This is a genomic window from Mesorhizobium sp. Root554, assembly GCF_001427025.1.
In the GTDB taxonomy this organism is placed as follows: domain Bacteria; phylum Pseudomonadota; class Alphaproteobacteria; order Rhizobiales; family Rhizobiaceae; genus Mesorhizobium.
In genome coordinates, this window is sequence record NZ_LMGA01000001.1 from 727,702 (window position 1) to 739,780 (window position 12,079).

The following is a 12,079-nucleotide window of genomic DNA, read 5'->3' on the forward strand; positions in this document are numbered from 1 at the left end:
GTCAGACCTCCCTGACCAAAGTTGCCGCCAATGCCGGCACGAAGCCGCGATAGCCGTCGGTGACGGCCAGCCCCTTGTCCTTCAGCGCCAGATGGGCCGAGCCGATCGTCTTGCAGGCGGCGCGCGACATATGCGCGTCAAGGCCGAGCGACTCGATCGTGTTGGCGGCTTCCGTCATTTCGGTCACCCGCCGTGCGCCATGCTCGAACGTGCGCGACAAATAGTAGTCGGCGATTTCGCGCCAGTTCAGCCCGGGGAAGGACTCCTGGACCGAATCCAGGATGCGCTCGGTAACGCCCACCTTTTCAGCCGAAGTCAGGGCCTCGATCAGCAGGGCTTCGATGCCCTTGATCATCACCGACCGGATCATCTTGAGCGCGGAGGCCTGGCCGGGCGTGTCGCCGACTGCCTCGACATTCATGCCGAGTGCGTTGAGTTGTTCGGCCATCTCGCCGGCACGCTCTCCGGCCATCACGATGGGCACTTTCTCGGCATGGCGGGGCACCGGAGCCATGACGGCGCCGTCGATAAAGCTGCCTTTGCCGCGGGTGATCTCGCTTGCCGCGATCTGCTTGGTTTCCGAACCGACGGAGTTCAGGTCGATATAGACCGCGCCGTCTCGCATATGCTCAGCCGCCGACGCTGCCGCCGCGCGGGTGGCCGAGCCGACGACCAGCGACAGCACGATGTCGGCGGGCGCGATGCCGGAAATGTCGTCCAGTGCTGTCACAGCGCGCTCGGCCGCTGCCTTGGCAAGCGCCGGCGCGGCTGCCGGATCGGCGAAGCGCAGGTCGAAGGCGGATAGCTCCAGCCCCGGCCGGCCTTTGAGGCCCGCGGCAATGGATTGCGCGGCTTCACCGAAGCCGATCATGGCAATCTTCGTCATCTTTCCTCCCGATGACGCTGCTCGTCGGACAATGCCGCAGGCAGCGTTCGTTCTTGTCAGTCCAGGTAGCGCAAACCCTTGGCGGCCAAGGCGTCGCGCATGCCGTAAATGTCGAGGCCAAGCTCGCCGGCCGCCAGCCGCGCCCGCGTCTTGGCTTCCTTGTCGAGACGCGTCTGCGAAAGCTCCAGCGCCTTGCCGGCCTGTTCGCGAGGCACGACCATGACGCCGTCCTGGTCGGCGACGATGACGTCGCCCGGATTGACCAGTGCTCCGGCGCAGACGATCGGAACGTTCACCGAGCCGAGCGTGCCCTTGACGGTTCCCTGCGCCGATATGTGCTTCGACCAGACGGGGAAGCCCATTTCCTCAAGTTCCATCACATCGCGGACGCCGGCTTCGATGATCAGGCCGCGCACGCCGCGCGCCTTGAGCGAAGTCGCCAGAAGCTCGCCGAAATAGCCTGCGTCGCAGGGCGAGGTCGGCGCGACGACGAGAATGTCGCCTTCGCGGCACTGTTCGACTGCGACATGGATCATCCAGTTGTCGGCCGGCGCCACCGAGACGGTGACGGCGTTTCCCGCCACGCGGGCGCCGCGCCAGATCGGCCGCATGTAAGACTGCATCAGGCCGGTCCGGCCCATCGCCTCATGGACGGTGGCGGTTCCACAGCTGGCGAGGGCGTCGACAATGGCGAGGTCGGTGCGTGCGATGTTGCGACGGACGACGCTCATGCCGATGCTCCGTTGGCCAGCGCCCCATGACCGAGCGTGCCGGTAACATGCGGGAAGACGGCTTCGTAGGCTTCACCGTAGGTGATCTTGTAGTCGGAGTTGCGGGAGGCCTGCGCCCCGCGCTGCTGGGCGACGCGGGTATAATATTCCCAGAGATGCTCCTGGCCTTCCATGCATTTGATGGCCGCCAGTTTCTTCTCCCACACCGCGGTGATGTCGAGCATGAAGTTCGGCTTCCAGTTGCACTGCTCGGGCTGGTGCGGCTCGAACAGATAGACCGGCGGCGCGCCGATGATCTTCGTTTCCGGCTTGTGGCCGTGCGCCTGGGCGATCACCCTGGCGTGCTGGGCGAAGTCCGTCGCCATGGGGTGATCGAAATTGTACGGATCCTGCCGCGAATGGGTCAGCATGAACTCTGGGCGGATCTCCCGGTAGACGTCCACCAGCCTGTCGAAAGCTTCCGGCGTGATCTGCATGGGGTAGTCGCCGAGGTCGAAAAATCGGATATCCTCGACGCCGAGCGCTTTTGCCGCGTTTTCGGCTTCCCGCTGACGGTCGGCCTTCACCGTATCCAGCGTCATGCCGGGCTTGCGCCACAGCTTGGCGGACTCGCCGCGCTCGCCGAAGGACAGGCATACGACGGTGACCGCGTAGCCTTGTTCTGTGTGGGCCGCGATCGCGCCGCCGGCGCGCCATACGAAGTCTGCTGAATGCGCGCTGACAACCAGCGCCGTTTTACCGGGCATTATCGCTCCTCTCTCGATTTGTCGAAGAGCGAAGTGGCATGGATCGGAGGCGTCGTGCTAATACGAAAGCCACGCCAAGTTATAGTTTTTTGTGAATCAGGTTTCGCCGATGATCGAGGAGACAGGTCTTAACCTTCGCCATTTGCGGCTGTTCGCGCGTATCTGCGAGATCGGCAGCCTCAACCGCGTGGCGGCGCAGGCGAACATTTCGCAGCCGGCCATTTCCGTGGCCGTCGCCGGCATCGAGGAGCAATTCGGCGCGGCGCTGCTGACGCGCCATGCGGCGGGCAGCCAGCCGACGCCGGCCGGCGACGTGCTGCGGCATCGGCTGGAACGCATGGAGAGCCAGTTCTCCGCAGCCCTGGCGCAGGCGCTCGGTGCCGCGTCGCAGCGGGATGCCTCGCTGGTCGCCCGATGCCTGGAAAGGATCACCTTGAGGCAGATCAAGGCATTGATCGCGCTCGCCAATGCCGGGTCGATCACCGAGGCGGCCCGCCGCAACGAGGTTTCACCGGGCGCTCTGCACCGGCTTGCGCATGGACTGCAGGAGACCTTGGGCAGGGCGATCTTCAGCCGCGGCGCCAGCGGCATAACGCCCAACGCCGTCGGCAGGCGGCTGGCGCTGCGTTGGCAGATTGCGCTCGCCGAACTCGACCAGGCGCGCGACGAACTGCGCGAACTCGAAGGACGTATGGAGGGCCGCCTGAAAATTGCCAGCCTGCCGCTCGCCCGCACGCTGCTTCTCGGCCGGGCGATCAACAGTCTGCTCGAACGGCATCCGAAGGCGAGGGTAGAGATCACCGACGGATCCTATGAGACGCTGTCGCAGCATTTGCGCGCCGGCGTCTGCGACATCCTGATCGGCGCGCTGCGCAGCGGCAGCGATCTGCAGGGCTTGCGGACGGAACAACTGTTCGAGGACCCCTATGCGATCGTCGCCCGGCCCGGCCATCCGCTTTTCGCTGCCGGAAAGGGCGCCGAACTGGAGGACCTGGCGGCGATGGATTGGGTTGCGCAGCGGCCCGGAACGCCGATCCGCGCCGCCCACGACAAGCTTTTTTCAGGCTTTGCCAATCCGCCGAAACCCAGCATCGAGACCAGCTCCCTGGTGCTGACGCGCGCCATCGTCATCGAGAGCGACCGGCTCGCCATGTTGTCGCGCCGGCAGATCGCCATCGAGGACCGCGAGGGCATCCTTCGCTGCGTTCCGGTCTCGGCGCCTGTCGCCCAGCGCCTGAACACGCGCATGATCGGGCTGACCATGCGCGAGAACTGGCTGCCAAGCCGGCTGCAGGGCGCCTTCCTGGGTGAAATTCACAAAGCCGCTGCGGAGATGGCTCTCGACTAGACGCCCGCGCTGGCGGGGACCCTCAGATTGCCCGACCCGTGGCGTTCAAGGGCTTCCTTGACGAACCCGCTCGCTTTCATTTCCCGCACGAACGAGTCGGCGAAGCTTTGAGCGAGAGGGCGTCCGGTCCTGGTGCCGACGGCTTGCAGGATCGACATGAAGGGTGGCTCGACGATCCTGCAACCGGTGTTCGCCGCGGCAACAGCCTGCATCGCCTGCCGGACACCGCCCATCGCGTCGATATCCCTGGCGACAAGACCGGCTGTCACCTGCGCGGCGCTGTCATATTGCTTGATGGTCGCTCTTCTGGACTCACGCAGGAGGCAAAGCGAATACGCGCTGCCGCGCGTCACCCCCACGGTCAGCCCAAGCCGCTCGATATCCGGCGCTTCCCGAACAGGCGAGGCGGCCGGCACCATGAAATTGCCGTCGATGGCCACGTAGGGCTCGGTGAAGGCGATGTCCTGCGCCCGAAGCGGGTCGATGGCCAGGAAGCAGACATCCCAGTCATTGGCGGCGACAGAATCGGAAACGTCGCCGGCCTTGCTGTAATGGACGAACTCCCCTGCAACGCCGAGCGCGGCGGCGAACGCTTCTGCAAGGTCGACCGAAACGCCGCTTGGGGCATGGGCCGTCGAGCCTGGATTCACCAGCACCGCATTGCCGTGATTAAGCGCAAAACGGAGTTTTCCTGTCGGCGCCAATTCCGCAAGGATAGCCGCTTTCTCATGCTCGCTCAAAATCATGAAACAAACCCGTTGAACCAGGGGCGCATTAGCTGCCCGACCGTGTCGAATCAATCGACGGGCGCCTTGCCGCCGATCATGGCGGTGACGGCGACGGCCGCGTCGCGCACCATGGGGCCGATCTCTGCCAGTCTCTGCGATGTCACCCGGACCGTCGGTCCCGAGACCGAAACACCACCGACGGGTTCACCGTATTCGTTGAAGATGGCAGCCGCCACACAGCGCATCCCCTCGTTGCGTTCCTCGTCGTCGACCGACCAGCCTCGTTCCTTTGTTGTCGCCAGATCGAGGGAGAGCGCGGGCAGGGAGGAGAGTGTCTTTGCCGTGAATGTCTCCAACCCCGCCTTGCGTGCGATCGCCGCCACCCGGTCGCCGTCGAGATGCGCCAGCACCGCCTTGCCGATGCCGGAAGCATGGAAAGGACTGCGTGTGCCGGGCCGGAAGAAGGCGCGGATCGCCTGATGCGTCTCGACCTGGCTGATGAAGACGACGCAATCGTCCTCCGCGACGCCGAGATTGGCGGTTTCGCCGGTCTTTTCCATAAGCTCCTGCATGACGCCACGCGCCCGGTCGACCAGCTTGCGGCTGCGCAGAAAGGCGGAGCCCATGCGGTAGGTTTCGACGCCGATCGACCAGAGCTGGCTGGTCTTGTCGAACTCCACCATGCCGTGGCCCTCAAGCGTGGTCAGCATACGGTAAGCGGTGGGGGCGGGGACCCCCGATGCGTTGGCCAGTTCGCTCAGCGACAGCCCGTCACCCTGTGCGACGATGGCCAGGATGCGCAGCGCGCGGTCGAGGGACTGGACCGATGCGTTCTCGGAAGGCCCGTTGAAAGCGCGTGGCCTGCCGCGCTGGCGCTTTTCAATCTGTTCCATCGGCCGCTCCAGTCGAGGTGAAATATGAAAAAGTTTTTCACCGAGAGAAATAACCGAAATGGCGAAAAATGAAAAGCCAAGCAAAATCAGTCAGAAACATCTCGTTTCAAAAAATGAAAAAATATTTTGAAAAAATTGAAAAATGTGAGCTGTCCTGTCAGGGTCAAGGCATCACAAGGTTCAATGCCAGGAGGCGATCATGGCCAGGATGCGCGCAGTCGATGCAGCCGTTCTCGTTCTTGAAAAGGAAGGCACGGCCTGCGCTTTCGGCGTGCCGGGCGCGGCGATCAACCCGCTCTATTCGGCCCTGAAGGCGAGGGGCACCATCCGCCATGTATTGGCCCGTCATGTCGAGGCGGCGTCTCATATGGCCGAAGGCTACACACGCGCCACCGCCGGCAATATCGGCCTGTGCATCGGCACGTCCGGCCCCGCCGGCACCGACATGATAACCGGGCTTTACTCGGCATCGGCCGATTCCATTCCGATCCTGTGCATCACCGGACAGGCGCCGCGCGCGCGTCTGAACAAGGAGGATTTCCAGGCTGTCGATATCGCCGCGATCGCCGCGCCCGTCACCAAATGGGCGGTGACGGTGATGGAGCCGTATCTGGTCCCGATGACGCTGCAGAAGGCATTCCATCTGATGCGCTCGGGCCGCCCGGGGCCGGTGCTCATCGACCTGCCGGTCGACGTTCAACTGGCCGAGATCGAGTTCGATATCGACGCCTATGAGCCTCTGGAGCCGTTCAGGCCCGTCATCAACCGGGCCCAGGCCGAAAAGGCGCTGACAATGCTCAACGCGTCCGAAAAGCCGCTGATCGTCGCCGGCGGCGGCATCATCAATGCCGATGCGTCCGACCTTTTGACTGAATTCGCCGAGATCACCGGCGTACCGGTCATTCCGACGCTGATGGGCTGGGGCGCTATCCCCGACGACCACCGTCTGATGGCCGGCATGTGCGGGCTGCAAACGTCACACCGTTATGGCAACGCCACCATGCTGGCGGCCGATTTCGTCCTCGGCATCGGCAACCGTTGGGCCAACCGGCACACCGGCTCGGTCGACACCTACACCAGAGGGAAAAAATTCGTTCACATCGACATCGAGCCGACGCAGATCGGCCGTGTCTTCGCGCCCGACCTCGGCCTTGTTTCGGACGCGGGCGCGGCGCTGAAGACGCTGCTCGACGTCGCCACCGAGTGGCGCACCGCGGGCAAGCTGCGCGACTGGTCCGGCTGGGCAAGGGAATGCCAGGCGCGCAAGAAGACGATGAAGCGCAAGACGCATTTCACTGAAGTGCCGATGAAGCCGCAGCGTGTCTACGAGGAGATGAACAAGGCGTTCCCGCGCGACACCACCTATGTCACCACCATTGGGCTCAGCCAGATCGCCGGCGCGCAATTCCTGCATGTCTACAAGCCGCGCAACTGGATCAATTGCGGCCAGGCCGGCCCGCTCGGCTGGACGCTGCCGGCGGCGCTGGGCGTCAGGGCGGCGCGGCCCGATGCCGAGATCGTGGCGCTGTCGGGCGACTACGATTTCCAGTTCATGATCGAGGAACTGGCGGCAGGAGCGCAGCACAGGCTGCCTTACATCCATGTTGTCGTGAACAACGCCTATCTCGGCCTGATCCGGCAGGCGCAACGGGGCTTCTCGATGGACTACGAGGTCAGCCTCGCTTTCGACAACATCAACACGGTCGGCCATGCCGAGGTCGGCTACGGCGTCGACCATGTGGCCGTCGCCGAGGCGATGGGCTGCAAGGCGGTTCGCGTGCGCCGTCCGCAAGACTGCCAGAAGGCGTTCGCCGAGGCGCGGCGCCTGATGGCGGAACACCAGGTGCCGATCGTCATCGAGTTCATCCTCGAACGCGTCACCAACATTTCGATGGGTACGGAGATCGACAATATCGTCGAGTTCGAGGACCTTGCCGAGCGCGACGAGGATGCCCCGACCGCTGTCGTGATGCTGGATTGAATCGCCTTCTCAACGCCTTGAATCATTTTCTCACGGAACAACGCCATGCCCCGGTTTTCAGCCAATCTTTCCATGCTCTTCACCGAGCACGATTTCCTCGACCGCTTCGATGCGGCGGCTCGCGCCGGCTTCAGGGCGGTGGAGTATGTCGGTCCGTATGAGCATGCCCCGGATGTCGTCGCGGCGCGGCTTAAGAAGAACGGGCTGTCCCAGGCGCTGTTCAACCTGCCGCCCGGCAATTGGGCTGCCGGTGAGCGCGGCATCGCCGTGCTGCCCGACCGCGTCGAGGAATTCAGGGCAAGCGTCGCCAGGGCGATAGACTATGCGCAGGCGCTGGGTTGCCCGCAGGTCAACTGCCTCGCCGGCATTGCCCCGCAGGGCATCGACCGCGCCACGCTCGAAAATGTCTTCGTCGAGAATCTGAAATACGCGGCCGAAAAGCTGGAGCGGGCAGGGGTCCGGCTGCTGATCGAGATGATCAACGACAAGGTCGACATTCCGGGGTTCTTCCTGACCAACACAAGGCAGGCACTGGGCATTCTCGACCGCGTCGGCTCGAGCAATCTCTACCTGCAATACGACATCTACCACATGCAGATCATGGAGGGGGATCTCGCCCGGACAATCGAGGCAAACCTCGGCCGCATCGCGCATATCCAGCTTGCGGACAATCCCGGCCGTCACGAGCCGGAGACGGGCGAGATCAACTATCCTTTCCTCTACGATTTCATCGACCGCATCGGCTACGCCGGCTGGATCGGGGCGGAATACAAGCCCAAGGCCGGCACGGAGCAGGGACTGGGGTGGTTTAGGGACCTGGCGGCAAAGGGAACTGCCGCGGCCTAGCGAAATTCACCCCTCATCCGTCCTCGCTCCGCTCGGCCACCTTCTCCCACACGGGGAGAAGGGAATGCCTGCGTTGATCTTTCCGCCAGCTACTGACGCTGGAGATTTGCCGCGAAGCTAAGGCCCCTCTGAACCTTCTCCCCTTGTGGGAGAAGGTGGCCGAGCGGAGCGAGGACGGATGAGGGGTACTGACAAGATACAGAAAGGACCAACCATGCAAACCATCGGCTTCATCGGCCTCGGCATCATGGGCGCGCCGATGGCGGGGCACCTGCTCGACGCCGGCTATCCAGTCGTCACCACTGACCATCGTTCGAACCCGCCCGCCGATCTTGTCGCCAAGGGCCTGAAAACGGTTACCGGCAACGATGCCGTCGCCCGCGCGGCGGACATCGTCATCCTGATGGTGCCGGACACGCCGCAGGTCGAGGAGGTTCTGTTCGCAGACAAGGGCGTGGCGTCCGGCCTGTCAAACGGCAAGCTGGTCATCGACATGTCGTCCATCTCGCCGATCGAGACCAAGAAATTCGCGCTGAAGATCAATGAACTCGGCTGTGACTACCTCGACGCGCCGGTTTCGGGCGGCGAGGTTGGCGCCAAGGCGGCTTCGCTGACCATCATGGTTGGTGGCGAGGAAAACGCCTTCGCGCGCGCCCGACCTGTCTTCGAAAAGATGGGCAAGAACATCACGCTGGTCGGTGGCAACGGTGTCGGCCAGACCACCAAGGTGGCCAATCAGATCGTCGTGGCGCTGACCATCGAGGCGGTTGCCGAGGCGCTGGTGTTCGCTTCGAAGGCCGGGGCCGATCCGGGCAAGGTGCGGCAGGCGCTGATGGGCGGACTGGCCAATTCGCGCATCCTTGAAGTGCATGGCGAGCGCATGGTCAAGCGCACCTTCGCGCCCGGCTTCCGCATCGAGCTGCACCAGAAGGATTTGAACCTGGCTCTCGAAGGCGCGAAGTCGCTCGGCGTCGCGCTGCCCAACACCTCGACCACGCAGCAGCTTTTCAATTCCTGCGCGGCCAATGGCGGCGCGAAGGACGATCATTCAGGGTTGGTGAAAGCGCTGGAGCGGATGGCGGGACACGAAGTGGGGCAGTCGGCAATAGGCAATCGGCAATCGGAATGAACGAACGAATGGCTTGAGACGCTGCGTCAGGGCCTCTTTTCGACTGCCGACCTGCCGATTGCCTACTGCCGCCTGACAAACGTCCTCGCCGCATACAAGCTCACCGCCGCAGCATTGCTCACATTGAGCGAGCGGATCGCGCCGGGCATGTCCAGCCGCGCCAGCACGTTGACCGTCTCGCGCGTCTTTTGCCGCAGGCCCTTGCCCTCGGCGCCCAGAACCAGCGCGATCTTGTCACCTGAAAAAGTCTTTTCCAGTTCCGCCGGGCCTTCGGAATCGAGCCCGATGGTCTGGAAGCCGGCTTCGTGCAGTTCGCCGAGCGCATCGGCGAGATTGCGCACCTCGATATGGTCGATATGCTCCAGCGCGCCCGACGCCGATTTCGCCAGCACGCCCGATTCCTGCGGGCTGTGGCGGGCGGTGGTGATCAGCGCACCGGCTCCGAATGCCACGGCGGAGCGCAGGATCGCCCCGACATTGTGCGGATCTGTGACCTGGTCGAGCACCAGAACGAGGTTCGTTTCGCCCAGCGCGTCCAGCCGCTTCGGCTTCAACGGCTCGGCCTCGATCATGACGCCCTGATGGACGGCGTCCGAACCCAGAAGCTTGTCGATCTCGCGCGGCTCGACCATGGCCGCCGTGAAGGGCAGGGCGGCGAGGTCGGTGATTTCCAGCCGCTCCAGCGCGTTGCGCGTGACCACCATGCGGCGAATGCGGCGGTCGGAATTGTCGAGCGCGGCCCGCACCGTGTGCAGGCCATAAAGCCGCACCAATCCTTCGGGCGCATGTTCGCCGGGCGGCGTGCTCTGGCGCGGGCGGAACGCGGGCGCGCCGCCTGCCTTCTGGTCGCGATGCGCGCGCCTCAGCTTGGCGTAATGCGTGTCCTTCGGGGTGCCTGCAGGGAGCGTCCCAGCGGGCGCCGGCGCAGGGGTTCCTTGAGGCGGTCCGGGCTTTTTCCTGTCGTTCATTGCGCCTCTATAAAGCCGCATCCTCATTTTGGATATGGCGTTGGCCGAATAAGTCGGCGAAATCCTCGCCGTGCGGTTGACAGTGTATTGCCCAGTCGCCATAAGGCGCTTCGCTGTTTCCAAGGCATCGGCCACCGCTGGCTGGGAGACGCGAAATGCCTCGTTGCATGGCTCCGGCGACAGCGCGGAGGGGTGTCCGAGTGGTTAAAGGAGACGGACTGTAAATCCGTTCGCTATGCGTACGCTGGTTCGAATCCAGCCCCCTCCACCACTGTCGCACCGGAGCCCGGCATAGCCTCGAAAAGCAACCTCGCTTTTCCGCAGGGTTCATGCCAAGACAGTACGGCGCGGGTGTAGCTCAATGGTAGAGCAGCAGCCTTCCAAGCTGAATACCCGGGTTCGATTCCCGGTACCCGCTCCAGTTCTCCGTTGAGCGCCGAAGCCGGCCACGGCTCCTACTTCATCCGCTTCAATATTTCTCGAACCAAAGTTTCGAGGCCAGCCACAAGCCCGCGCACGAGGATCGGCAAGAAGACGTCGAGCAGGGCCTTCAGCGGCGGATCGCGGCCGGTACGCACCGGCAGGTTCGGGACCGCCCCCATCGCCGCCGACACCTCCCGGCGCAGCTTGTCGCCGCAGGCTCTCGGCCCCACCACGCCCGGTTCGAAAGGGAGGCGGGCATAGTCCCATTTGCCACGCTGCTTGATGCCGAGCGTTTCCTCAACCTCGGCATGCGAAAGCACGGTGCGGGGCGTCACCTTGATCTTGTAGTAGCGGCATAGCTCGGCGACGACGACCACCAGCGCGTCCCACTGGGTCCTCGTCATGGGGTAGCGTCCGGCGCGGAAGGGCCTTTCGCGGGCGCCGGCCATGCAGCACAGCGAAACCCCGATCGAACCGGAGTTGCAGTTCAGCGTATGGGCGGCATAGCCGGATTTCACCCGGCCTGAGTTGAGTGCGATCGACGGCCGGCCCCGAACCAGCGCGCCGCTGCCCTCGATCAGTATGTGGTAGGCTTCGATGTCGGTCTCGCCGGCGACATATGCTCCCGCTGTCCAGTGACAGATGACGCGGCGCATCGGGACGTTGGGCAACCAGTCCGACGGCAGTGCCACAGAAATCCCCCGCAGTGGATTGCGATGATGCCATCAGTATAACCGAGCGATATTGGTTGCGAAAAAGAATTGCCGGTTTGGTTGAGCGTTTCTGATGCTTGCTGCCACGCGCGTCGGCTATTTCAATCGTCGGGGCGGGTCCCTATATGCCTATCCACATCCCCACAACCGGACGGCAGGTTCAGGCCGAGCGGAGTGCCGCCCGGCCATAAGGCACTTGTGTTTTCCGGCCTTTGTCGGTAATCGCCCCGCATTCGACTGAACGTAGGTCTAGCCGCCCCCGGGAAGCCTCAAGGAAAGAGACTATGGCAAAAGGTAAATTCGAGCGTAATAAGCCTCATGTGAACATTGGCACGATTGGTCACGTTNGACCATGGCAAGACGTCGTTGACGGCTGCGATCACGAAGTATTTTGGCGAGTACAAGCCGTACGACCAGATCGACGCGGCGCCTGAGGAGAAGGCGCGCGGCATCACGATCTCGACGGCGCATGTGGAATACGAGACGCCGAACCGTCACTACGCCCACGTCGATTGCCCCGGCCACGCCGACTATGTGAAGAACATGATCACCGGTGCCGCGCAGATGGACGGCGCGATCCTGGTTGTCTCGGCTGCCGACGGCCCGATGCCGCAGACGCGCGAGCACATCCTTCTGGCCCGCCAGGTCGGCGTTCCGGCGCTGGTGGTGTTCCTGAACAAGGTCGAC

The 12,079-nt window shown here is 63.7% G+C and carries 11 protein-coding genes, 2 tRNA genes and 1 pseudogene; 7 read left to right on the forward strand and 7 right to left on the reverse strand.

Translation table 11 applies throughout. From position 1 onward, the window contains the following. Position 1 precedes the first annotated feature (1 nt). The 3 genes from ASD44_RS03500 to ASD44_RS03510 are packed head-to-tail and all read right to left on the reverse strand — an operon-like array spanning position 2 to position 2,363. Positions 2-886: a DUF1932 domain-containing protein gene (locus ASD44_RS03500; protein ID WP_056108845.1), complete on the reverse strand. Its 885-nt coding sequence runs from the start codon at positions 884-886 to the stop codon at positions 2-4. 56 nt (positions 887-942) lie between these two features. Beyond that, entirely contained in the window at positions 943-1,617 is a 675-nt protein-coding gene (locus ASD44_RS03505; RefSeq protein WP_056108847.1) for a 4-carboxy-4-hydroxy-2-oxoadipate aldolase/oxaloacetate decarboxylase, read from the reverse strand. Continuing rightward, positions 1,614-2,363 (reverse strand): PIG-L deacetylase family protein, encoded by a 750-nt coding sequence (locus ASD44_RS03510; RefSeq protein ID WP_056108851.1) that lies wholly within the window; start codon positions 2,361-2,363, stop codon positions 1,614-1,616. Before ASD44_RS03510 ends, ASD44_RS03505 begins: the two co-directional genes overlap by 4 nt. Positions 2,364-2,472: 109 nt before the next feature. Here ASD44_RS03510 and ASD44_RS03515 point away from each other — a divergent pair, with 109 nt between their 5' ends. Next, positions 2,473-3,711 carry a LysR family transcriptional regulator gene (locus ASD44_RS03515; protein ID WP_056108854.1) on the forward strand — a complete coding sequence of 413 codons (1,239 nt, stop codon included), beginning with the start codon at positions 2,473-2,475 and terminating at the stop codon, positions 3,709-3,711. Here ASD44_RS03515 and ASD44_RS03520 read toward each other — a convergent pair. Next, the gene (locus ASD44_RS03520; protein WP_056108857.1) at positions 3,708-4,457 is read right to left on the reverse strand and encodes a transporter substrate-binding domain-containing protein; all 750 of its coding nucleotides are present in this window, start codon (positions 4,455-4,457) and stop codon (positions 3,708-3,710) included. The two genes, ASD44_RS03515 and ASD44_RS03520, sit on opposite strands and share 4 nt — an antisense overlap. 50 nt (positions 4,458-4,507) lie before the next feature. After that, positions 4,508-5,332, reverse strand: a complete 825-nt coding sequence (gene bhcR / locus ASD44_RS03525) for an HTH-type transcriptional regulator BhcR (protein ID WP_056108859.1) — start codon at positions 5,330-5,332, stop codon at positions 4,508-4,510. 199 nt (positions 5,333-5,531) lie between these two features. Between bhcR and gcl the strand changes: the two genes are divergently transcribed. From gcl to ASD44_RS03540, 3 genes are all read left to right on the forward strand, one after another. Beyond that, positions 5,532-7,313, forward strand: coding sequence for a glyoxylate carboligase (gene gcl, locus ASD44_RS03530; protein WP_056108861.1), 1,782 nt, complete (start codon positions 5,532-5,534; stop codon positions 7,311-7,313). A 45-nt stretch (positions 7,314-7,358) separates the two neighbouring features. Next, positions 7,359-8,159: a hydroxypyruvate isomerase gene (gene hyi / locus ASD44_RS03535; RefSeq protein ID WP_056108863.1), complete on the forward strand. Its 801-nt coding sequence runs from the start codon at positions 7,359-7,361 to the stop codon at positions 8,157-8,159. 178 nt (positions 8,160-8,337) lie between these two features. Continuing rightward, positions 8,338-9,288 carry a 2-hydroxy-3-oxopropionate reductase gene (locus ASD44_RS03540; RefSeq protein ID WP_082542374.1) on the forward strand — a complete coding sequence of 317 codons (951 nt, stop codon included), beginning with the start codon at positions 8,338-8,340 and terminating at the stop codon, positions 9,286-9,288. Positions 9,289-9,350: 62 nt separating this feature from the next. Here ASD44_RS03540 and ASD44_RS03545 read toward each other — a convergent pair whose 3' ends face one another. After that, entirely contained in the window at positions 9,351-10,256 is a 906-nt protein-coding gene (locus ASD44_RS03545) for an RNA methyltransferase (protein ID WP_082542375.1), read from the reverse strand. A gap of 186 nt (positions 10,257-10,442) precedes the next feature. On the opposite strand from ASD44_RS03545, the gene ASD44_RS03550 reads away from it, so the two are divergent. After that, positions 10,443-10,527 (forward strand) — tRNA-Tyr (locus ASD44_RS03550). Positions 10,528-10,603: 76 nt separating this feature from the next. Then, a tRNA-Gly gene (locus ASD44_RS03555) sits at positions 10,604-10,677 on the forward strand. A 34-nt stretch (positions 10,678-10,711) separates the two neighbouring features. Here the strand turns inward: ASD44_RS03555 and ASD44_RS03560 are convergent. Continuing rightward, positions 10,712-11,371, reverse strand: coding sequence for a peptidoglycan recognition family protein (locus ASD44_RS03560; protein WP_056108868.1), 660 nt, complete (start codon positions 11,369-11,371; stop codon positions 10,712-10,714). A gap of 369 nt (positions 11,372-11,740) precedes the next feature. On the opposite strand from ASD44_RS03560, the pseudogene ASD44_RS03565 reads away from it, so the two are divergent. Continuing rightward, positions 11,741-12,079, forward strand: a pseudogene (locus tag ASD44_RS03565) (GTP-binding protein); the annotation flags it as partial.

Coding starts and splice junctions, on each gene's coding strand:
- ASD44_RS03500 (WP_056108845.1), bottom strand. CDS start 886: ATGACGAAGATTGCCATGATCGGCTTCGGTGAAGCCGCGCAATCCATT.
- ASD44_RS03505 (WP_056108847.1), bottom strand. CDS start 1,617: ATGAGCGTCGTCCGTCGCAACATCGCACGCACCGACCTCGCCATTGTC.
- ASD44_RS03510 (WP_056108851.1), bottom strand. CDS start 2,363: ATGCCCGGTAAAACGGCGCTGGTTGTCAGCGCGCATTCAGCAGACTTC.
- ASD44_RS03515 (WP_056108854.1), top strand. CDS start 2,473: ATGATCGAGGAGACAGGTCTTAACCTTCGCCATTTGCGGCTGTTCGCG.
- ASD44_RS03520 (WP_056108857.1), bottom strand. CDS start 4,457: ATGATTTTGAGCGAGCATGAGAAAGCGGCTATCCTTGCGGAATTGGCG.
- bhcR (WP_056108859.1), bottom strand. CDS start 5,332: ATGGAACAGATTGAAAAGCGCCAGCGCGGCAGGCCACGCGCTTTCAAC.
- gcl (WP_056108861.1), top strand. CDS start 5,532: ATGGCCAGGATGCGCGCAGTCGATGCAGCCGTTCTCGTTCTTGAAAAG.
- hyi (WP_056108863.1), top strand. CDS start 7,359: ATGCCCCGGTTTTCAGCCAATCTTTCCATGCTCTTCACCGAGCACGAT.
- ASD44_RS03540 (WP_082542374.1), top strand. CDS start 8,338: ATGAGGGGTACTGACAAGATACAGAAAGGACCAACCATGCAAACCATC.
- ASD44_RS03545 (WP_082542375.1), bottom strand. CDS start 10,256: ATGAACGACAGGAAAAAGCCCGGACCGCCTCAAGGAACCCCTGCGCCG.